Origin of the sequence: Streptomyces olivochromogenes (assembly GCF_021538895.1) — a bacterium.
Taxonomy (GTDB): domain Bacteria; phylum Actinomycetota; class Actinomycetes; order Streptomycetales; family Streptomycetaceae; genus Streptomyces; species Streptomyces olivochromogenes_A.
Genome location: NZ_JADDRL010000076.1, coordinates 19,539 through 39,778, shown reverse-complemented (window position 1 = coordinate 39,778; position 20,240 = coordinate 19,539). Strand labels below are relative to the sequence as shown.

General features: G+C 67.2%; 18 protein-coding genes and 2 pseudogenes. 9 read left to right on the top strand and 11 right to left on the bottom strand.

The window, feature by feature from the left end; all coding sequences use genetic code 11:
- Positions 1 to 41 precede the first annotated feature (41 nt).
- A complete protein-coding gene (locus IPZ69_RS31410; protein WP_235458044.1) occupies positions 42 to 1,460 on the bottom strand; it encodes an aldehyde dehydrogenase family protein in 1,419 nt (472 codons plus the stop codon).
- A 908-nt stretch (positions 1,461 to 2,368) separates the two neighbouring features.
- A complete protein-coding gene (locus IPZ69_RS31405) occupies positions 2,369 to 3,235 on the bottom strand; it encodes a LysR family transcriptional regulator (protein WP_235458043.1) in 867 nt (288 codons plus the stop codon).
- A 548-nt stretch (positions 3,236 to 3,783) separates the two neighbouring features.
- Here IPZ69_RS31405 and IPZ69_RS31400 point away from each other — a divergent pair.
- From IPZ69_RS31400 to IPZ69_RS31385, 4 genes are all read left to right on the top strand, one after another.
- Positions 3,784 to 4,935, top strand: coding sequence for a glycoside hydrolase family 3 N-terminal domain-containing protein (locus IPZ69_RS31400; protein ID WP_235458042.1), 1,152 nt, complete (start codon positions 3,784 to 3,786; stop codon positions 4,933 to 4,935).
- Between the two features lie 196 nt (positions 4,936 to 5,131).
- Entirely contained in the window at positions 5,132 to 5,605 is a 474-nt protein-coding gene (locus IPZ69_RS31395; RefSeq protein WP_235458041.1) for a nuclear transport factor 2 family protein, read from the top strand.
- A 201-nt stretch (positions 5,606 to 5,806) separates the two neighbouring features.
- Positions 5,807 to 6,322 carry an ATP-binding protein gene (locus tag IPZ69_RS31390; protein ID WP_235458040.1) on the top strand — a complete coding sequence of 172 codons (516 nt, stop codon included), beginning with the start codon at positions 5,807 to 5,809 and terminating at the stop codon, positions 6,320 to 6,322.
- Positions 6,323 to 6,357: 35 nt separating this feature from the next.
- Positions 6,358 to 6,933 carry a TetR/AcrR family transcriptional regulator gene (locus tag IPZ69_RS31385; protein ID WP_235458039.1) on the top strand — a complete coding sequence of 192 codons (576 nt, stop codon included), beginning with the start codon at positions 6,358 to 6,360 and terminating at the stop codon, positions 6,931 to 6,933.
- Positions 6,934 to 7,159: 226 nt separating this feature from the next.
- Here the strand turns inward: IPZ69_RS31385 and cynS are convergent, their stop codons facing one another.
- Together cynS and IPZ69_RS31375 are read right to left on the bottom strand one after the other, a co-directional pair.
- Positions 7,160 to 7,630 (bottom strand): cyanase, encoded by a 471-nt coding sequence (gene cynS / locus IPZ69_RS31380; RefSeq protein ID WP_235458038.1) that lies wholly within the window; start codon positions 7,628 to 7,630, stop codon positions 7,160 to 7,162.
- 106 nt (positions 7,631 to 7,736) lie between these two features.
- A complete protein-coding gene (locus IPZ69_RS31375) occupies positions 7,737 to 8,330 on the bottom strand; it encodes a carbonic anhydrase (RefSeq protein ID WP_235458037.1) in 594 nt (197 codons plus the stop codon).
- A gap of 130 nt (positions 8,331 to 8,460) precedes the next feature.
- Here IPZ69_RS31375 and cynR point away from each other — a divergent pair, with 130 nt between their 5' ends.
- The 5 genes and pseudogenes from cynR (at position 8,461) to IPZ69_RS31355 (ending at position 13,586) form a co-directional block, all read left to right on the top strand.
- Positions 8,461 to 9,366, top strand: a complete 906-nt coding sequence (cynR, locus tag IPZ69_RS31370; protein ID WP_235458036.1) for a transcriptional regulator CynR — start codon at positions 8,461 to 8,463, stop codon at positions 9,364 to 9,366.
- Positions 9,367 to 10,005: 639 nt separating this feature from the next.
- Positions 10,006 to 10,341 (top strand): annotated as a pseudogene (locus IPZ69_RS47945) (glycosyl hydrolase family 31); the annotation flags it as partial.
- A 290-nt stretch (positions 10,342 to 10,631) separates the two neighbouring features.
- A pseudogene (locus IPZ69_RS47105) lies at positions 10,632 to 10,985 on the top strand (TIM-barrel domain-containing protein); the annotation flags it as partial.
- A gap of 82 nt (positions 10,986 to 11,067) precedes the next feature.
- The gene (locus IPZ69_RS47100) at positions 11,068 to 11,991 is read left to right on the top strand and encodes a glycoside hydrolase family 31 protein (protein WP_268835263.1); all 924 of its coding nucleotides are present in this window, start codon (positions 11,068 to 11,070) and stop codon (positions 11,989 to 11,991) included.
- A 626-nt stretch (positions 11,992 to 12,617) separates the two neighbouring features.
- Entirely contained in the window at positions 12,618 to 13,586 is a 969-nt protein-coding gene (locus IPZ69_RS31355; protein WP_235458035.1) for a LysR family transcriptional regulator, read from the top strand.
- Positions 13,587 to 13,803: 217 nt separating this feature from the next.
- Here the strand turns inward: IPZ69_RS31355 and IPZ69_RS31350 are convergent, their stop codons facing one another.
- The 7 genes from IPZ69_RS31350 to IPZ69_RS31320 are packed head-to-tail and all read right to left on the bottom strand — an operon-like array spanning position 13,804 to position 20,238.
- A complete protein-coding gene (locus IPZ69_RS31350; protein ID WP_235458034.1) occupies positions 13,804 to 14,613 on the bottom strand; it encodes a class I SAM-dependent methyltransferase in 810 nt (269 codons plus the stop codon).
- A 5-nt stretch (positions 14,614 to 14,618) separates the two neighbouring features.
- On the bottom strand, positions 14,619 to 15,368 hold the full coding sequence (locus IPZ69_RS31345) for an ABC transporter permease (protein WP_268835262.1): 750 nt from the start codon (positions 15,366 to 15,368) through the stop codon (positions 14,619 to 14,621).
- Positions 15,369 to 15,371: 3 nt separating this feature from the next.
- Complete coding sequence (locus IPZ69_RS31340; RefSeq protein ID WP_308407564.1) at positions 15,372 to 16,385, bottom strand: ABC transporter ATP-binding protein; 1,014 nt, start codon at positions 16,383 to 16,385, stop codon at positions 15,372 to 15,374.
- Positions 16,382 to 17,143 carry a CPBP family glutamic-type intramembrane protease gene (locus IPZ69_RS31335; RefSeq protein ID WP_235458031.1) on the bottom strand — a complete coding sequence of 254 codons (762 nt, stop codon included), beginning with the start codon at positions 17,141 to 17,143 and terminating at the stop codon, positions 16,382 to 16,384. The genes IPZ69_RS31340 and IPZ69_RS31335 overlap by 4 nt, the downstream gene beginning before the upstream one ends.
- Positions 17,140 to 17,814 (bottom strand): CPBP family intramembrane glutamic endopeptidase, encoded by a 675-nt coding sequence (locus tag IPZ69_RS31330; protein WP_235458030.1) that lies wholly within the window; start codon positions 17,812 to 17,814, stop codon positions 17,140 to 17,142. The genes IPZ69_RS31335 and IPZ69_RS31330 overlap by 4 nt, the downstream gene beginning before the upstream one ends.
- Positions 17,789 to 19,153, bottom strand: coding sequence for a YcaO-like family protein (locus IPZ69_RS31325; protein ID WP_235458029.1), 1,365 nt, complete (start codon positions 19,151 to 19,153; stop codon positions 17,789 to 17,791). The genes IPZ69_RS31330 and IPZ69_RS31325 overlap by 26 nt, the downstream gene beginning before the upstream one ends.
- Positions 19,150 to 20,238, bottom strand: coding sequence for a hypothetical protein (locus IPZ69_RS31320; RefSeq protein WP_235458028.1), 1,089 nt, complete (start codon positions 20,236 to 20,238; stop codon positions 19,150 to 19,152). The genes IPZ69_RS31325 and IPZ69_RS31320 overlap by 4 nt, the downstream gene beginning before the upstream one ends.
- Positions 20,239 to 20,240: the final 2 nt, after the last annotated feature.

Sequence of the window (20,240 nt, the reverse complement as noted above, 5' to 3'; positions counted from 1 at the left end):
CAGTGGAGCGCGCCTCGCAGAGGGACATGCGGGGACACAGGTCACAGGGGGAATTCGGGTCGGCCTTCGACGCCCGCGGTGACCCATCGTGTCTCGGTGAAGCAGTCGATTGCCCGGTCCGCGAAGCGGCCGAGTCCGGAGTCGGTGATGCTTCCGAAAGGGGCGGCGAGCTCGGCGGGGACGCCGCGGTTGTTCACATGAACGGCGCTTGCCGCGAGCCTTTGTGCGATGCTCAGGCCGACCGCCCAGTCATCGGTGATGATGCCCGCGGTCAACCCGTGCGGTGGCGTGGCGGCGAGAGCGACGGCTTCCTGCGCGTTGTCGACCGTATGGACCGCGACGACGGGGCCGGAGACTTCCTGGGTCCAGATGTCCATGTGCGGAGTGACATCGGTGAGTACGACCGGCGCCATGGAGATACCGTCCGCCTGGACCGTGCCTGTGCCGGTCACTGCGGTGGCGCCCTTGCCGAGGGCGTCGGCGATCAACGCCGCGACGCGCTGTGCGGTGCGGGAGTCGGCCATGGTGCCGGTGGCCTCGGCCGGCCAGGTGGGCCCGCCGAGGGGGAGGGCCGTGACCTTGTCGGCGAATCGGGACAGGAAGTCATCGGCCACAGTGCGGTCGATGATGATGCGCTCGGTGCTCCAGCAGCCATGTCCGGCGTTCAGGAACGAGCTGACGAGCGCGGCGTCCACCGCGTAGTCGAGGTTGGCGTCGCCCGGGACGAGCAGGGAGTTCTTTCCGCCGAGTTCGAGGACGGACGGCTTGAGGTGCCGGGCCGCCTCCACAGCGACCTTGCGGCCCGCGGAAGTTGAGCCGGTGAAGTGCACGGCACGCACCCGTGGGTCGGTGACGAGCGCGGAGATCACGTCGGTGTCGTCGTCGCGGTCAGGGGCGACGACACCGAGCACACCTTCGGGAAGGCCTGCCTCGGTGAGTACTTCGCGGAGCAGCACGCCGCCGGACAGGGGCGTCTCCTGACCGGGCTTGAGAACGACGGCGTTGCCCATAGCCAGTGGCAGAGCTATGGCGCGAGCTCCCAGGACGAGCGGAGCATACGGGGGCGTGATGGCCGCGATCACTCCCAGAGGCACACGGATCTGCAGGGAGACCGCCCCGAAGGTGGGCGTGGGTAAGACCTGGCCATTCGGCTGTGCGACCGCGGCCGATGCGTCGATCAGGATCTGAGCAGCCGTCCTCGCGTTGAACATGGACCACTGCCCCGCGGCTCGGAGCTCCGCGGCCATCGTGTCGACGACCTGGCCGGTGCGCATGATCAGCAACTGGGCTGCCTGCAGCAGGATCGCGCTGCGTTCCGCGGGAGGCCGGGTCGACCAGGACTCGAAGGCCTGGTGAGCGGTGCTCACCGCACGCACGGCGGTGTGGTGGGCGGCCGCAGGGCCGTCGGGGTTGGCTGGAGCCTGCTGCCCGCCGGTGATCCGGCTCCGCAAGCTGGACATGTGTTTCTCCTGTGCAGTGAACTTACGACCGCCTGTCGGCAGGACGGCGACATGGCCGCTCGCTCGTACATATGGCTCGAACGCAGGGCGCTGTGGCGCAAGCTGCGCGATTGACTGCCAGCCAAGCCCATGGGGCACGGGGTGAGCCACGACGTCAGCGATCTTCAACCATCAGAAAATGCAAGGGGCTTGGGCCGCGCTGCAGAGCACATGTCACGTGGCGGCGACGCTAGTGTGCTTTCGTGATCACAGCGGCGTTTGAGTCAATCGCCGGCCATTCACTCGCCGATTTGGCCTCACGGGTATGGTCGGATCTGAACCGTGTCGGCATCCCTGTGCACTTGGCCGACGAAGCGCAACGAACGTGTGGGCCGGACGGCGTCGACCTGAGCGTGACCGAGGACTGCCTGGTTCTGACGTGGAACGTGCCCGACGAGAGCCTGTATGGGGCATACGGCGACGAGGGCGTCGGACTGGCGTACAGCGTCGGGGTTCTGACTGCGGCAGTGGCCGGTGTGCTGGCTTCTCAGGGACACCACGTGTGCAGTGAGGCCCCGGACCCCCCGTTCGCCCCACCCGTGTTCGTGTACCCGCACGCTACGCCGGTGGGCGCAGGATGACCTGGTCGATCCCTGGTGCCGCTGGCGGGCCGCGGCAGGACGACCGGCATCGCGCCCGCCGCTTCGGCACTGGCCGCCGCCGATTCCTAGCCCTGTCTGGCACCGCTGTACGACCGACCAAAGGCCGCGCCGTCCGCACCTGCCGGGCGGCGCGGCCGGTGCGGTCGAGGCGCGTTGCCCGCGCCGCCTCGAACAGTCGGAGAACTTGACGTGCTCCCCGCCAAATGGGGCGGGGATTTCAGCCTGCCCGCATGTCGCCTCGCGTCGACCGACTCCGCATCCGTTCGGTCAGATCGCCGGGCAGAGCAACTCGAACGCGGCCTTGATCTGCGGCAGATGCTCGCGTCCCCGTCGCGTGGCCAGGTATATCGAGTTGCTGACGGGGGCGACCGGCGTGTGCAGCAGACTCAGCCTGCCGTCGTCCAGCGCCTCCTGCGCGAGATAGCGGGGTACGACGCTCAGACCGGTCCCCGCTGCGACGGCAGCCACCACGGTGCGAAGATCGGCGACCGTCAGAGCCGGTGCCGGCGGCTGTATGCCCCAGCACGTGCGGAAATAGCGCCGGGCCATCGGCATGGTGGGGGAGTAGCCGATGAAGCGACGCGTGTCGGTCTCCGGCACGTACGGGGCTTCTCCGGCCCGGCCGACCAGTACGAACTCCTCCTCGCGCAGGTGCCGCAGGTGGAGCTGCTTGGTGGGGGCCTGCTCGATCTTCGTCACCACGACGAGATCCAACTCGTCGTGCAGGAGAGTCTGGGCGAGCTCGGGAGACAGGCCGATGCGGCAGTGCACGTCGACACCGCGTGCCAGCAGCGGGGTCAGCTTGGGCAGTACATGGACCGAGAGCAGATCGCTTGGCGCGCCCAGCAGTACAGGGGCAGTGGCGCTGGGTGGAGGCAGCGCGTCCATCGCGCCTTCCAGGGCATCGAGGTGAGCGGCGATCTGATTGGCGAGGAGAACTCCTGCCTGCGTCGGGGCGACCCCTCTCCCCAGCCGGTCGAAGAGAGGCCGCCCCATGATGCCTTCCAGCGTCTTCAGGTGACGCGAGACGGCGGGCTGTGACAGGCCGAGCAGGACTGCGGCTTTGGCAACGCCCCCGGATCGGTAGACGCACAGGAAAGTGCGGAGGATGCCGAGATCTGTTCCATGTTTCATGGCCGGAACCCTTCGGGGAGAACCAACGTTCTCCTAAGGTAGCGCATTGCCCGTGTGCCCATGGCCGGGCCGGGAAATGAGTAGCCGTTGACCTATGCCGCCGAGCCACCTGGAGGCTCACGCTCACCCTTGATCCTGCCGGGGAAGAGGAGGAAAGGTGTCCTACCTTCACGACCAGCGGGATGGGCTGGTGACGGTCAACTTTCCACACCAGTCGACCAGTTGCCAAGGGGATGAAGGTGCCGAGGGATGTGACAAGCATCCCGGAGAGTCGCCTGCCTTGCCCTTGTGGCTCATGTCACGCAAGGCCCCGCGAACTCTTCCTGCCTCCCGTGCCACTCACCCGGAGAAAGCGGAACCCGGGTTGACTCCCCGGGTTCAACCACTGGAGGGGTGACACCATGGCACGGGCAACGGATCCCATTCGCCGAGACGGCCGGAGGACACGGTCCACAGCTTCTCGGTTCGTCGTTCTGGCAGCTGCCTGCGCAGCGTTCCTCTCCGGCTGCGGTGGCGGGACTGACTCGGCAGTCGACTCCGCTCCGAACATGACCGGGGCGGAGTCGCAACAGGGCAACACGCAGGCCGAACAGGGGACCAGGCCTCCCTCGGCAGCCCCCAGGCGATCGACGGCGACCTGCCTCGACCGGATCCGCTCGCGGATGTCGCCCGCCCAGAAGGTGGGCCAGTTGTTCGTGGCAGGAGTGCGGGTCAGGCCCGGCAGCGAAGGGACCACGGCACAGAGCCTGGACGCCCTGGGCAACCACCACGTCGGCTCGGTGATCCTCATGGGACCGAATGGCGCCGGCGTGTCGGCGATCAAGGCCGTGACAGAGCGTGTGGGCCTGCTCGCCCAGACCGTCGGAGACAATCGCATCGCCCCTCTGATCTCGACCGACCAGGAAGGCGGCCAGGTGCAGCCGCTGCGCGGGCCAGGCTTCACCGACATTCCGAGTGCTCTGGACCAGGGCAGCTGGAGCGAGCGACGACTGCGCCGGCAGGCGGCAGCTTGGGCGGCCGAACTGCACGGGGCAGGCATCAACCTCGACCTGGCCCCGGTCGCCGACGTCGTCTCCTCGGACATGGGGCGGGCCAATGGCCCCATCGGTCGCTATGACCGGCAGTTCGGGTACACCGCCGAAGCCGTTTCCGGGCACAGCGCCGCGTTCATCCAGGGATTCCAGCAGGCGGGCGTGCTGACCACCCTCAAGCACTTCCCCGGCCTGGGCAGTGTCCGCGGCAACACCGACACGACTCCTCAGGTCACGGATACCGTGGTGGGCCGCGATTCCCGAGACCTCACCGTCTTTCGAGAGGGCATCGCGTCCGGCGCTCGGTTTGTCATGGTCTCCCTGGCGACGTACACCCGTATCGATCCCGCGCACCAGGCGGTCTTCTCGCCCGTCGTCATCGAAGGTGCGCTGCGCAAGGACCTCGGATTCGACGGAGTCGTCATCTCGGACGACCTGGGGAACGCGGCCGCGGTGCAGTCCATGCCTCCGACCCAGCGCGCTCTGGCCTTCCTCCGCGCGGGTGGGGATCTCGTGCTCACCGTGAATGCCGACCACATCCCCGCGATGACATCGGCGGTGCTCAACGCGGAACGCGATCAGCCGGCGCTCCGGGCGCACGTCGAGGCGAGCGTACGGCGGATCCTGGCGGCCAAGAGGGCAGCCGGCCTCATTCACTGCGCGCACTGAACCCGCAGCCCATGGTGGTAGCGCCGACGACTTCCGACCACTCCGTCCCTTGCGGAGAACCATCGTTCTCGCTAGTGTGCTGGAAGCGGAGAACGTACGTTCTTACGAGGTGGTGGCTTCGTCGTTAGGCTGGGGCGCCGCCGCGGATGTGGCAGTTGCTCATGGTGTGAACGTGAGCCTGACCGAAGGAAATGACATGACACACGAACCGCGCCGTCCGTTCCCCCCGTTCACTCGTGAGTCCGCGGTGGAGAAGGTCCGGCTGGCGGAGGACGGCTGGAACTCCCGAGACCCGGAAAAGGTCGCCCTCGCCTACACCGTGGACTCTCGGTGGCGAAACCGGGCGGAGTTCGCCACCGGCTACGACGAGATCGTCTCCTTCCTCACCCGGAAGTGGAATCGGGAGCTCGACTACCGCCTCATCAAGGAGCTGTGGGCCTTCGACGGCAGTCGCATCGCGGTGCGGTTCGCCTACGAGTACCACGACGACTCGGGCAACTGGTTTCGCGCGTACGGCAATGAGAACTGGGAATTCGGTGACGACGGGCTGATGCATCACCGTTACGCCTGCATCAACGAACTGCCCATCAAGGAGTCGGAGCGCTTGTTCCACTGGCCCCTGGGGCGTCGCCCCGATGGCCACCCGGGCTTGAGTGACCTGGGTCTGTAGGTCTCGTCGCCGAGGTCGATCGGCGCTGCAGGTCGACTACTCGGTGGTGTGGCGTGGAGAATCGCCGTTCAACAGCTGAGAGAACGATGATTCTCCGGGCCCCGGCTGGGGCCCTGGCGTCATCATCCAGGGGCACCGTAAAGCAGTCGCACGACGTGAGCCGGTCCCGCTCAGGGGCCTGTAGTTCCGCGGGGAACTCCCATGATCCTCTCGCAAGCCACTGTGCCACTCTTCCGTCACCCGCGGATCGCCCGGCACGGCATGATCGCCCTCCCGGCCGAGGACCGCTGGGTCTGCGTGGCCCGCCGCTTCGCGACGGCTCTGCTGATGCACTGGGGCGTCTCCGAGGGCGACCGGGACTCCATCCTGTTGATCATCGGTGAGCTTGCGGCCAACGCGGCCCGGCACGGGCGCGCCGACATGACCGTTGGCCTCACGCTGGAGGAGCGGAGCGTGCGCATAGAGGTCGCCGACTGTGGAGCCGGTTCTGCCCCTGTCCGTTCTCGGCGCTTCGGTAGCTGTGAGGAGCACGGTCGCGGCCTGGACATCGTCGAGTGTCTGGCGGAGTGGTCCGAGACACGCAGGGGACGAGACGGATGGCGGGCCCGCGCCGGTTTCCCTCTCGCCTCCACCGACGTCGCGATGCCAGGCGGCACGGGGATGCCAGGCGGTGCCGGCGAGAGCGCGTCCGTTCCGGCCGCGCACGCGGTATCGTAGGAGAACGATAGTTCCCCCGGAGGGATGTGACTGAAGTGGAACGCGAAGAGGCCGAGCAGCGAGCTCTTGACGCAGCCGAGGAGCTGTTCTACGGCCAGGGCATCCGGGCTGTGGGGATGGACGCGATACGGTCCGCCTCCGCCGTCCCGCTCAAGCGCCTCTACCAGCTCTTCCCCTCCAAGGACTCTCTGATCGAGGCCTACCTGCGACGGCGGGACGCGCGTTGGTTGAGTGATCTGGCCCAGTACGTGGAGACTGCCGACTCGCCGACACAGCGCATCCTGGCAGTGTTCGACTGGCTGTACGCCTGGTTCAGCGAGCCGGACTTCCGCGGCTGCGGTTTTATCAACTCCTTTGGGGAGATGGGGGCGACATCGCCCGCCGTGGCCGACATCGCGAAGGCTCACAAGCAGGCGTTCCGGCAGTTCGTCGCCGACCTGGTGGCTGCTGCGGAAGCGCCCAACTGGCTCACCGACCACCTCGTTCTTCTCGCCGAGGGTGCGATGACCACGGCAGCCATCCATGGTTCCCCCGAGTCGGCTCGCCAGGCCAAAGACGCGGCGCGCACCTTGCTGCAGGCCTCTCGTGCGGGGGCCGACATCCCTGCCTGAGGCCTGGGGTAGGCGAGGCCCCCACGTTCGAATTGTGGCTCGTGCATGGTGCGAGCCTTCGATGTCCGAAGGGGCAAGCGCGAAGGCACGAACAGGCACTGTGCACCGCAGAGTGTCGTGCCGTGCGTGAGTGTTCAGCGTTTGTCGGGTGCACCGGGAAGCAGGCGGAAAGGCGGGCCGGAAAGGATGGGATCCGGTCCGCCCCGCCAGATGCGATACCGCTGTGTCAGAACGGCTTGGTCGGCAGGTACTTGCCGTCCAGGGTGATCACCGCGCGCTCGCCTCCCTCGGGATCGGCGACTTTCTTCACGTCCAGCTTGAAGTTGATCGCGGAAATGATGCCGTCGCCGAACTGTTCGTGGACCAGCGCCTTGAGGGTGGTGCCGTAGACCTGGAGCACCTCGTAGAAGCGGTAGATCAGGGGGTCGGTCGGGATGCCGCCGGGTATCGAACCGCGGGTCGGGATGGTCTGCAGCAGTATCACGGCTTCCTCGTCCAGGCCCAGCAGGTCGGCAACGGCCCTGGCGGACTCCTCCGGCAGGGGATGCTGGCCGAGCAGAGCGGCAGTCGTGAAGGCGACTGACAATCCTGAGGCATCGGCGATCTGCTGCCAGGTGAGGTCCTCGCGAATCTTGGCTTCCACTGCCTTGACGGCCAGGGCCTGTCGGGCGGTGGGGTCGAACTGGGCGTGCGTCATGAGAGTGGCTCCTTATCTTGCGGGGCGCCGATCCGCACATGCGGTAGCGGCGCGATGGGTGGTCGTCCCGGGCGCGTGCTGCGGTCGGGACCTTCCGTGGCTCGGTTCAGGCCGCGGGTGCGGCGGAGGAGTTGGCGGGGTTGAGTTCATGGACGCGTCCGGTGCGGATGTCGAAGACCCAGCCGCGGATGGTCACTGTCTTCTCCACCATGGCTCGCGCGACTGAAGGGTGGGTAACCAGGTTCGCGAGCTGGGCGCGGACGTTCTCGCGCACCAGCGCGTCCACCTCACCGGCAGCCTTGGTCCGGGCCACCGAGGCATCGGCGTGGCGGAGCCAAGCGGCGATGGCCGGAGCGGTGGTCAGGGCGTGGCCTTCGGCCAGGGCGGTCATCGCGCCGCATGCGGAGTGGCCGCAGACCACGATGTCAGTCACGCCCAGGACCGCGACGGCGTACTCGATGCTCGCCGTGACCGAGTCGGCACCGGGGGTGTAGGCGGGGACGAGGTTGCCGGCGGTGCGGATGACGAACAGCTGCCCCGGCTCGCAGTCGGTGATCAGCTCGGGGACGACGCGGGCGTCGGAACAGCCGATGAAAAGAGTGTGCGGGGTGTGGTGGGTGGCCAGGTGGGCGAAGAGTTCCGTCTTGGCCGGGAAGATGTTCCGCAGGAAACGGGCGTGGCCCTCGACGAGGCGTGGCACGGGGTGGTCATTCCTTTCGTGACGGTCGTCGCCTTGCGGCGGCTTGTGAAATCCACCCTGCATGAACTGGAGATATAGAGTCCAAGACTTGCTGTCCATATCTCCTATTGGTCCTGTCTATAGTGGGGTTATGGCACTGGAACTGCGTCACCTGCGCTACCTGCTCGCCGTGGCCGAGCAGGGCAATTTCACTCGTGCCGCCGAAGAACTGCATGTCTCCCAGCCCACCCTCTCCCAGCAGATTCGGCAGCTTGAGCGGACCGTGGGCGTGCTTCTGCTCGACCGCACCGGGCGCGCCGTACGGCCCACCGACGCCGGCCAGGTCTACGTCGACCATGCCCGCCGGGTACTGCGGGAGCTGGCCGCCGCAGAACGGGCCGTCCACGACGTTCAGGACCTTTCCCGCGGCCATGTCCGCCTCGCGGTCACCCCTACGTTCACCGCGTATCTCGTCGGGCCGGTCGCCGCCGAACTCCACGCTCGCCACCCCGGCATCACCTTGACCGTCGTGGAAGCGCCGCAGGACCGTATCGAGGCCGATCTGCTCGTCGACGATCTCGACCTCGGTATCGCCTTCAGCGGCAGTCACCTGTCCGGCATCAACGCCACCCCACTGTTCGCCGAGGCCCTCACTCTCGTCGCCGCAGCCCGGCATGCCGCCACCGCCGACAAGGATCCCGTACCGGTCCAGGCCCTCGGCGGGCAACAACTTGCCCTGCTCAACGGCGACTTCGCCACGCGCCGCCACGTCGATGCGTACTTCTCCCGGCATCGTGTCCACCCACGCATCACCGTGGAGGCCAACTCCGTCCAGGCCCTTGCCGAGATCGTCCAGCGCACACCCCTGGCCACCGTCCTTCCCCAGGCCACCGCCTATGACCACCCCCGTCTCGTCTCCATCCCCCTCGACCCGCCACTGCCGACCCGCACGGTCACCCTGCTGACCAGAGCGGACACCTACCAATCCGCGGCCGCTCGGGCCTTGACTCATCTCATCCACGGCCATGTAAGGGCCCGCGGTTACGATCCCGGCTGAGCACGTGTGTGGACGGTTCTGTTGATTGTTCGGTCCAAGAGCGTGAAGCCGAATCACCAGTCGTGCACGGTGTCGCTGTCGTCGCGAACGGTCGCTCTGGCACGGACGAGTCAGCAGCGTCGTTGGGTATCAGCGCAGCTGCCAACCGAGGGCGCGGTTGGTCAACGGCGGCGCCCTTCAGTCGCGGATGGCGTCCCGCCGCGAGGGGCTGGCGTTCCCGAAGGCCCGAACGTGGTTCACGGAGTTCATCGGGCAGCAGGTGGGCCTCCCCGGCCATCGGACCGGGGAGGCTGGGGAAGACGCGTATGGGTTCGTGGCTGACTTCGGGAGGGGGATCTCTCAGGAGGAGACCCGTTACGTGTCGTCGACGTGCGGTTCCGGCGCTGCTTCGATCAGGACCGTCCAGATGTCCGCCCGCCTACTTACTCGACCTGATCCCACTCACGAACCCGCGGGACACCTGCGTTCCGTTGCCGACCTGCTGAGCCTTGTAGTTCGAGCGCCCGAGGCAGTCACCGCCATACTCGTAGTTGGCCGTGCTCCTGCCGAAGAGCCCTCCCGCGTCGGTGCTCGTCGGTCCCCCGAAGAGGGCGTTCGCGCGGGGCATGGTCGAGCAGCTGGGGACGCTCAGGTAGTTCTTTGGACGCCGGTGCCTACTACGAGATCACCACGCCGGCGGTCACCATCCGGGTGAACAAGTCCCCCCTCATGTTCTCGGTGTACCGGACCGACAACACCACGCTGGTCTGGCAGGAGACACAGCCCACGTCGTGGACCGGCGGCCAGACGACGCAGTACCTGGGTCAGGGCCCTGATGAGCAGTTCTACGGTACGGGTCTGCGCCTGGGGGAGTGGGCGCTCCGAGGCAAGACCGTCCCGGTCGCCATCGACAACCGGTGGCGGGAGAACAACAACGCCAGCCCCGCACCCTTCTGCATGTCCACCAACGGCTACGGCGTCATGCGCAACACCTGGGCACCGGGCTCGTACCGCTTCACCTCGCCGGGCGCCTTCACCCACAACGAGAACCGCTTCGACGCCTGGTACTTCGTCGCAGGCTCGCCCAAGGGCGTGCTGAGTGCGTACACCGATGTCAGTGGCAAACCCTTCCTCGCGCCGATGTGGGGATTCCAACTGGGCAACGCCGACTGCTGGAACGCCTCCAACCCCGCCTACCAGGGCAATCACAACCGGCAACGACACCAGGTGACCCCGGACGTGGCCGGATACGCCGACGACGCCCGTAACGCCGACATGCCTTCGGGGTGGTTCCTGCCCAACGACGGCTACGGCTGCAGTTACACCAACCTTCCCAGCACCGTGTCACAGCTCAAGGACAAGGCTTCCAGACCGGACTGTGGACCTCCACCGGACTGGGGAACATCGGTTACGAGGTGGGGGTCGCGGGATCGCGCGGAGTCAAGACCGATGTCGCGTGGGTGGGGCGTGGTTACAAGTACGCCTTCGACGGGGTCAAGCAGGCCGTGGCCGGCATCGAGAACAACTCCGACGGCCGGCGCTTCGTATGGACGGTCGACGGATGGGCCGGCACTCAACGCAATGCCATCGTGTGGACCGGCGACACCAACGGGACCTGGGACGACATGCGCTGGCACGTGCCCGCCATCACGGGTGCCGGACTGTCCGGCTTGAACTACGCGTCCGGCGACGTGGACGGAATCTTCGGGGGAAGCCACGTTCATGACCATGTCCGGCTGGGGCCCCACCGACCCGACGGCCGGCTACCAGGACAAGCAGCCATGGCGGTTCTCCGAGCCGTACCTGTCCATCAACCGCAAGTACCTCAAGCTCAAGATGCAGTTGATGCCGTACCTCTACTCGATGAGCCGCAACGCCAGCGAGACGGGCGTACCCAGCACCCGGTCCATGGTCCTGGAGTATCCCAATGACCCGGTCGCCCGCGGCAATCAGACCAGCGGCCAGTTCATGGCGGGCGACTCCTTCCTGGTCGCCCCGGTCGTCTCCGACACCACGGTCCGTAACAACATCTACCTGCCGGCCGGCACCTGGACCGACTACTGGACGGACAAGAACTATTCCGGACCGGGCTGGATCAACAACTACAGCGCACCGCTCGACACCCTGCCCCTGTTCGTCAAGGGCGGCGCCATCGTCCCCGTGTGGCCGCAGATGAACTACATCTGTGAGAAACCGGTGTCGACACTCACCTACGACATTCACCCCCACGGCAACTCCTCGTTCACCCTCTACGAGGACGACGGCATCACCCGTGCGTACCAGCACGGTGCGTTCGCCGAGCAGAAGGTGAATGTCACCGCCCCCACATCGGGCACTGGCGATGTGCGTGTCACCGTGGGCTCGCCCAGCGGCAGTTTCACGGGCAAGCCGTCGTCACGCGCATACGATCTCGGCCTGCATGTGGCCAAGGCGCCGAGCAGCGTCACCGTGAACGGCACAGCTCTGATGCCGCTGTCGACGCGCAGCGCCTTCGCCGGCGCATCGTCCGGGTGGTTCCACGACGCGAGTGGTCGCTCGGGTGTCCTGCGGATCAAGGCGGGCTCGCAGTCCGGCGCGTTCAGTGTCACGGCTGCCGGCGTCACCTTGCCCGCGACGTCCGCAGTGTCCGCCTCGCCTGTGAAGTAGTCACCGCGCGAACAGGACGTCGAGCCTGACAGATGCCTGGGCTCCTCCGTGAGGGAGGGGGCCAGGCATCTGTGCTGTGCCGGTGGACGTGGAGACGCCGACGGCGGAGAAGCGTGCCGCTCGTGCGTCCGAGACGCCCGTGCCGGCCGGGGAATCCGGTCCGAGCGCACCCGATGATTCCTGCATGAACATGCTACTTCGAGCTCGCTTCATGGCATAATCACTCACCACCGCTCAGTTTGGCGACTTCGTGACTTGGCCACGCCGATACACGCGACCCGTATCAGCGGGAGGCCATTGGACCGCGGTTCGGAGGACCAAGCGGAGCCGGAACCCTAAATCGGGTGTGCCTTCCGCCGAAGGCGCCCTCGATGCACTCGGACCTGAGGCGATGGCGTACGGGAGGTGACCGCTCCCCTAATGATCCAACAGGCATTGCTGACCAGCGTAGTTGGGGTACGAGGAGTACGCCGGCGAAGGGGCCGCGAACTGCACACGACGCGGGCCGGCGTCAATGCAGAGGGTGGCCCCCTTACCTATGAAAGGGGGATCAGGTAGCGCAGGGCGGTGCACTTCTGCAAGTCGGGCGGAAGCTCGACTGCGCTCTCGTGACTACCGTACACAGCATGAAACTCGAAATACGGCATCTAGAAGTGCTGTGCTCCATCGCTGAGACAGGGAGCATACGCAAAGCGGCACGGGACTTGGGCATGAGTCAGCCGGCGCTGACCACCCAATTGCGGCGTATTGAGGACGCTTTAGGGGCCAAGCTTTTCTCTCGCGAGCAGAACGGATGTCGACTCACACCGGCGGGTCAGGCCGTGCTGAGCAGAGCTCGCCCGTTGGTGGCGCAGATGAGCACACTCATCACCGACATCAGGACTGCCGCAAATCGGACTTCGGGCTCGGGTCTTCGGATCGGTGCGACTGCCAATCGTGCACTGCCGGGTTGGTTGCGAAGATTGCAGAGACGCTTTCCTGATGTTCCCATATCGCTGCACGTGAACGTCTCGGCTCATTCGCTGTTGCAGGACTTGGCTCGCGGCCAGATCGACCTTGCGTTCGTACACGAAGTCGAAGGGTTTCCGCTGCGCGTACCTAACGGCCTGGAGGCTTGGACTCTCCTGGATCGAGAGCCGCAGTTCATCTCGATGTCGGTCGATCACCCAGCAGCAGTGGGCGCCGTTGTCGATATCAGAGCCCTCGCCGGTGACCAGTGGATGGTCGACCCCACCGTCGACGGGGAGCTCGCAGGCCTTCAGCGCGTGCTGCTCTCGGCCGGAATAAGCCCACCCTTGGTGCAGGGTGACTATCATGCTGCCAGCACTCTGGTCATGATCGGAGTCGCAGTCGCCCCGTGCAGGCCTGTCTCGACACCCTGTGACGACATGGTCATCCGGCCACTGCAAGATGACCCGATCGCCGTTAAGTTGCTGGTCTACTGCCGTGTCGGAACGGAAATTGAAAGTATCTGTGCCGATCTGAAGTCGGCCTATGCCGAGGCTGCACTCCGAAGCCCTGTCTACCGCGATTGGCTCGCTGCGCACGGCAACCCTCTTGGGGGACAGAGCATGGATGGGCCGCACGGAATCTAGTGACAGGCCGGTCCGCTTGCTGACGCTGCGCGGGATTCCTAGTTACCTTCCTTCAGTCGCAATGTGGTTGAGCCCCCCGGCCGTGCTATTGGGCGGCCGCTTTCCGAGTACGGCTGTGGGACAGCGCTGTCCGTTCCCCCGTGCGTCAGCGCTGTCCCCTCCGTTCGACACCATCACCGGCCTCGGCCGGTCCGTACATACTGTCCGGACCGGACAGTCACCGTCGGCGCAGCCGCAGCACGCTGTCGGGCAGCAGTTGGCTTGAGGCGGCAGCGCGGGAGCCGGCCGCCGCTTTCGTCAGGCGTGCGGAGGGGAGCAGTTCGAGCTGCTCACAGCGCCAGCCGGCTGCTTCGAAGAGGGTCAGCTGGGTGTGGCCGTGCATCTCCAGCGGAGCCCCGGCGGCCTGCGAGGCGCGCGTGAGACTGCGAGCGGAGTCCGGTGAGAGCACGTCGCAGATCCAGTCTGCAGCCATACCCACGCCGGCCACAGCGGAGGCGAGCGCACCGACGGAGGCTTGCGGCAAGTAGGTCAGCAGGCCTTCCGCGAGGATCACGCAGAGCCGCCCTGCGGTGCGGGGCAGCAGCAGGGCGGTGAGCCGGTCGGTGTCACGCAGGTCGCAGCGGAGCCGTTCGACGGGAACTCCGGCGGTGGCCGCGGGCAGAAGCTCGTCCTTGAGGTCGAGTACCGGAGCGGAGTCCACCTCTATGACCTGGCAGTGGGCAGGCCATGCCATTCGGAAGGGCCGGGCGTCGAAGCCCGCACCGAGGTTGACGCAGGTGTCCACGCTCTCGCGGGCGAACAGTTCGGCCAGCATCCGGTCGATGAGCACTGTGCGTGCCACCACGACCGCGGCCCCCGCTGTGTGCCGGGTGACCCCGCGGATCGCTGTTGGGCAGAGCTCGGCGAACCGGGCCGCGATCGGATCGCGGAGGAGGTTGTCCGGATCGTCCGTCGCTCGGGCCCGGGCGAGGGCGGTCAGGAAGGCGGTGGCGGGCACATTGCCGGCGGCCACAATGTCGGCGGACAAGGGAGCTACTCCCAGCGGAACAGCCGTGCGGCGGCGGTCGCGGCCAGTATCAGCAGGCCTGCCAGAACGCCCACATCCAGGGCGACGTTCGTGGGGCTGTCCAGCCAGGCGTGCTGCAGGAGCTTCACGGCGTAGGTGGCCGGCACGCCGTCGCTGATCTTCTTCATCGTGGAGGGGAAGATCTGCAGCGGGATGGTCGCTCCGGAAAGGAAAATCATCGGGAAGTAGACCAGGTTCGCCACGGCGGTCGCCGCGCGCTCCGACGGCGCGACCGCCGCGATGACCCCGCCCAGTGCGTACATCACGAGCGTCGCGAGGACCAGCGCACCGGCGGCGGCCACCGCCGCACCCGTCGAGTTCGGCAGGTGCAGACCGAAGAAGAGACGTCCAGCCACGATCAGCAGTACGGCTCCCAGCAAACTGAGCGCGATGTTCACCAGCCCTTGGGCTATCAGCATGGCCGGGGCGCCGAGCGGAGTGGCGCGGAACCGCTTGAGCACTTTGCGGTCACGGTATTCGGCCAGGCCGAGCGGGAAACTCATCAGCCCGGTGACCGAGACGACCAGGACCAGGTAGGCGGGCACCGACAGGTCGACTGTTCCCCGGCCGTCGAGCTGGCTGGAGGGTTTGTTGCCGTAGATGCCGCCGAACATGCACAGCATCAGCACCGGAAAGGCGAGCGCGAAGAACACCGGCGCGAAGTTGCGCATCATGCGCCGTGCCTCGAACCTGACGACCTGCCAGAGCAGTCCCATGGGTCAGTCGCCGCCCTTCTCGAATGCGTGGTTCTCGGGCGCGGTTCGGTCTGTTCCGATGCCGACCAGTCCGAGGTAGGCGTCTTCCAAAGTCGGCAGACGGCGGGTCACCGCGGAGGCCGGCAGACCGGCTGTCACCACCTGCTGGACGACACGGTCGTAGTCGGTCGGGAAGCGTGCCGCGTAGTCGACCTGCCCGTTCGTCCCTGAGGACAGCCGGGTCAGCCCGAGTGCTTCGGGCAACTGCCCGATGCCAGCAGCAGCGTCGAAGCCGACCGAGATGATCGTGGGTCCGCCGTGTGCCGCAGTGAGCCTCGCCGGGGTGTCCAGCGCGATCAGTTCACCGTCGCGCAGCACCCCGACCCGTCCGCACAACGCCGCCACCTCGTCCATCGAGTGCGAGGTGAGCAGCACCGCGACGCCACGTTCCGCGAGATCGAGCACGGCGTGCCAGGTACCCCGGCGATGCTCCGGATCGAGACCCGTCGTCAGCTCGTCGAGGATCACCAGCCGGACATCGCCGATCTGCGCCAGGGCCAGTGCGAGGCGCTGGCGCATGCCCCCGGAAAGCTCCGTGATCAGGCTGCGTCGTCGGTCGGCGAGGCCGAAGGTCTCCAACAGCCGTGCGGAGGCGCCCGGTTCGGAGTAGATCGCTTCATAGAGGTCGCACAGTTCGCCGACCCGGGTGCGGCTGGGGAACTGCGACTCCTGCAACTGCATGCCGATCAGACGGCTGACGGCCCGTCGATCGCGATGCGGATCCAAACCGCAGACGGAGATCGAACCTGAGCGCACGGGGCTGCGCAGGCCGCCGACCGATTCGGTGATCGAGGTCTTGCCAGCCCCGTTCGGTCCGACCAGCCCGAAGATTTCCCCGGGGCCCACCTCGAAGGAGACGTCACGAACGGCGACGAGCGAACCGTAGGCGACGCTCAGCCGTTCGACCCGTACGACTGGGCCGTCCCCGGCTGTCGGCGTTTGCCGGCGCGCGAACGCGCCGGACTGTTTCGGTGTCACAGGCTCAGCCTCCTGGGAGCGGTCGACGGGCGCGCACTGGAGCTGGCGCTCAGGTTGGTGTAGAAGCCGGCGAAGGACATGTGCAGGGCCAGCGCCGGCAGGACACTCCCGGTGGCGGCGACCAGCAGGCTGCCGACCGTGCCGAGGGCGAGGCTGGACGTGCCGAGAACGTAGGCCTGGACCCGGGTGGAGACCAGGACGACCTGGCCGATGGCGAACAGCACAGTGCTGAAGGCCGCCGCGAACACGAAGCCGCTGCCGGCCGCTCCGAGCCCCAGCAGTACGGCGCCCCGGAACACCAACTCCTCGACCATCGCGGCCGCGGCGGGGATCACCCAGCGAAAGTGCCGGGGGAGGTAGAGGATCGAGGCGATCCACTGCACCCGCGTGATCTCCCCGGGCACGTCCGCCCGCGGGTCGGCCCGGTACAGCAGTGAGATGCACAGGATGTTCAGGCTCGACGTTCCGCACACCGCGAGCAGCAGGGCGGGAATCGCGCCGACCGACGGCCGACCGACGATCTGCCCGGCCGACAGCCCGGCGAACGCCCCGAGCAGCGCCAGGGCCGAAGCACCGAGCAGGAGATACAGCACCGTTCCGAACAGCGCGAATGCCACTTCCGGACGAAGCGCCGTCCTGTCCGCCAGCCACAGCCCCACCCGTCGCCGACGCGCCGGATCCCCGAACGGCAGACGGTACAACGCCAGCCACCCGGCGATCGTCACGATGCACAGGCACGCGTATTCCGGCACGTTCACCGGCGCCTCCCCTGACGTTCCGCCAGGGCGTGGACCGCCAGATTCTGTCCGAGGTGTGCGAGTACCGGCGCCAGCAGGCTGCCCGAGGCCACGAGCAGAAGCCCGAACACCACTCCGGACAGCGTCTTCTGGAGTACTGCGAGTCCGCCGAAGTAGAGGTGCCCGAGTGCATAGCCGACCGCCGCGCAGCAGATCGCCGACCACGCCGGCAGATGCAGCCGTTGTTCCAAGGTGCCGATCCACAGTCCGCGGTAGAGCAGTTCCTCGGCCACCGCCGTGATCAGAATCGAGGTCAGATAGCCAGGCCCGGCGGGTGCTTGGACGGACAGGCGCACAATCCGCGTTCCGCGCAGCAGTTTCGGTACGGCTCCGAGCGCGAACTCGGCCGCGACCAGACCGACTCCGGTCCCGATTGCGATCACGAGCCAGGCAAGTCCCGTGAATCGCACGATCAGGCGATCGGGCGCGAGGTGACCGGACGCCACGACGGCGAGGGCCAGGCCGGTGACGACGAGGTAAGCCGCCGGCACGCCGACTGTCGCGGTCGTCCGTGCTCGGCTCCGGTCCCGTCCCGTGGAGCTGCCGAACGAGCCCGCGATGCGGACCAGTTCGGCGGGAGCCACGGTCGCCACCAGCATCAAACCCTCAAGGGAGCGGGTGTGGGACCACATGCGTCACACCCCCGTAGCTGCGCATCCGGGGATGGGCGCTCGCCGGGAACCCGGGCAGACACATGCTGAGCAGCTCCGGGACGAGTACCCGGACCACCTTCCACGGGGTGTCCGCCAACGCCGGCGGGGTGATGTCCAGATAGCCCGCCCAGTCACTGACCGCGGAGAGCTCGCCGAGCAGCCGGCGGATCGCCGACTCGTCGTCAGAGGCGTAGGCGCCCACCGTGCTGAGGTCCATGAGCCCGGAGGTGCGGCTTTCGACCGCGGCGAGTTTCTGTTCGGCGTCGTTCGGGCCGGCGAAGTACAACACGTTGGTGTCGAGATCCGTGTAGGTGGAGCCGGTCTGTGCGTAGTGCACATTGGGGAGGTCGAAGATGGTGCTGTACATGCCGATGGCGAGGATGGCCGTGGCCTCGGCAGCCCCGCGCAGCAGGGCCTGGCGCGGGTCCGGATCCGCCTGTAGCCCGAAGGCGATGTACGGCAGCTCCCGGTCGCGTCGTACCAGGGTGACGCCCACGTTGGGCAGCGACAGCTCGGGCCTGGTCAAGTACGTCGCTCGGACCTCGTACGGCCCGTCCGGGTGCAGGCCGGCGGCCGCGAGCAGTTCGCGCCCGTCGGCGTCCGGTTCGATGACGGGCGCCTTCGCGTCCGTGTACCAGTTGAGGATGAACGCGTCGATCTGTACGGCCTCGACGAGCGCACTGAGCAGTGCCTTGTCGAGCGAGACGTGCGCTGCCGTGCCGGTCGAGAAGGAGGGGGTGAACAGCTTGTCGCCGTACTCGGCGTTGCTGCGGAAGCCCAGGAAGAACAGTTGCGCCGGCAGGTAGACCTCCTCGCCCGGTCGGGTGAGCGACGGGCAGGCGATCCACGCGATGACGTCGTCCTCCCTCGGCAACTCGGGCGAGTATCGGTGGATCATGCCGGCGATGCGCTGCTGCTGCGCGGCGTCGAAGATCCCGAGCAGCTCCATCGGCAGGCAGTGGTGACGTGAGGAGAGCGAACGGTACGAGGCGTACTCGATGCGGTGCTGGAAGACGGGCATCGCCATCATCGCGGCGTACCGCTCGACGGACTCGCCGGTGAGCCGGGTCACCGCCTCCTCGTGCGTCGACCCGTATCCGGCCAGGTGGTACTGCATCTGCATGTGAGGGTCGCGCAGCGCCAGCCGGTGGTACTGGGGCATCGCCGCGGTCGCCGAGCGCAGGTGCGGCTCACCGGCGACCGCGGCGGGCGACACCAGCATGCCGGGCAGGATCCCGCCCTGATTGCCGCCGATCCGCTCGTACCGGGCGAGCGCGGTGGCCATCCCCGGGTAGCCGTGGGTCGGGATGGGGCTCATCGGGGTCCCCCGAGGGCGTTACGGACTTGGCGGTCGACGACGACCCTGCTGCTGAAGTTGATTTCCTCCACGATGTCCCGTGAGACGTGTCCGCAGGCCGGGCAGGTGCCGATCCGCAATACGTCCTGGGCCTGCATCTCGTAGGTCGGCAGGTAGATGCTCAGCGCACGGCCGAGGAAGCGCGAGGTGCCCAGCGAGCGCAACAGGACGGCCTCGTTGACCAGGTGGGCGCAGAGGAGCCACTCGATGCCGTTCGGCCCGCTGCGCGCTGTCGGTACGGCGGAGCCGACGAAAGCGTGGTAGCCGATGTGGTCTTCGAGTCGGGCGAGCGAACGCTGCTCGAAGCACTCCAGGCAGCCGGTCCGCGGGCTGTCGGCGCCGACCACCGTGGCGAACGGGCCGTCGAGCAGGCCCACCACCACCGGCTTCTCCAGGTGGCAGGCGAGGCGGTTGAGATTGCGCAGTGTCAGGAGGGAGGCCTGGCTGATGCACACGATCAGTGAGTCGCAGTGTTCGACGTACGTGCCGAGCCGTTTGAGTGTGTCGGCGGCGCTCAGTCCGCCCATTCCCGAGGTGAGATCGGCGTCGGCCAGCTCCGCCATGAACTCGGTAGGCATCAGATCGACCGGTGCGCCGAGGGCCTCGGTATGACGGGACACATAGGTGGCGGCGCTGGACGAGTCGGCGACGAAACCGACCGTGGCCCGGGAGGACTCGGCTGTCCCGTAGAGGTCCAGGTTCCCGAGCAACGCCCGTGCCATCTCGGTACCGTGCTCGGAGGGACGGTCGTGAGCGAGGAAGCCCGCCTGCCGCAGCTCGGTCACCGCCAGGCGCAGGTTCGCTCGTTCGACCGGGGTGAGGCCATCGGCCCAGTCGAAGGATCCGTCAGCGGGTTCGCCCGCGGCCAGGGTCTCGAAGAACGAGGTCATGGCGGAGCGGACGTCCGTTGACTCCTGGCGTAGGTCGACGTTCACCTCGGAGAAGTTCCATATCCCCCAGCGCAGTCGGATGACGCCCGGCTCGACGGCCAGAAGCCGCACGGATGTTGCCAGGACGATTCCCGGATCGGAAGGTGCAGCGGTCATTG

Coding starts and splice junctions, on each gene's coding strand:
- IPZ69_RS31330 (WP_235458030.1), bottom strand. CDS start 17,814: ATGTGGTCCCACACCCGCTCCCTTGAGGGTTTGATGCTGGTGGCGACC.
- IPZ69_RS31410 (WP_235458044.1), bottom strand. CDS start 1,460: ATGTCCAGCTTGCGGAGCCGGATCACCGGCGGGCAGCAGGCTCCAGCC.
- IPZ69_RS31355 (WP_235458035.1), top strand. CDS start 12,618: ATGAAACTCGAAATACGGCATCTAGAAGTGCTGTGCTCCATCGCTGAG.
- IPZ69_RS31320 (WP_235458028.1), bottom strand. CDS start 20,238: ATGACCGCTGCACCTTCCGATCCGGGAATCGTCCTGGCAACATCCGTG.
- IPZ69_RS31400 (WP_235458042.1), top strand. CDS start 3,784: ATGACCGGGGCGGAGTCGCAACAGGGCAACACGCAGGCCGAACAGGGG.
- cynS (WP_235458038.1), bottom strand. CDS start 7,630: ATGACGCACGCCCAGTTCGACCCCACCGCCCGACAGGCCCTGGCCGTC.
- IPZ69_RS31405 (WP_235458043.1), bottom strand. CDS start 3,235: ATGAAACATGGAACAGATCTCGGCATCCTCCGCACTTTCCTGTGCGTC.
- IPZ69_RS31390 (WP_235458040.1), top strand. CDS start 5,807: ATGATCCTCTCGCAAGCCACTGTGCCACTCTTCCGTCACCCGCGGATC.
- IPZ69_RS31395 (WP_235458041.1), top strand. CDS start 5,132: ATGACACACGAACCGCGCCGTCCGTTCCCCCCGTTCACTCGTGAGTCC.
- IPZ69_RS31325 (WP_235458029.1), bottom strand. CDS start 19,153: ATGAGCCCCATCCCGACCCACGGCTACCCGGGGATGGCCACCGCGCTC.
- IPZ69_RS47100 (WP_268835263.1), top strand. CDS start 11,068: ATGACCATGTCCGGCTGGGGCCCCACCGACCCGACGGCCGGCTACCAG.
- IPZ69_RS31345 (WP_268835262.1), bottom strand. CDS start 15,368: ATGGGACTGCTCTGGCAGGTCGTCAGGTTCGAGGCACGGCGCATGATG.
- cynR (WP_235458036.1), top strand. CDS start 8,461: ATGGCACTGGAACTGCGTCACCTGCGCTACCTGCTCGCCGTGGCCGAG.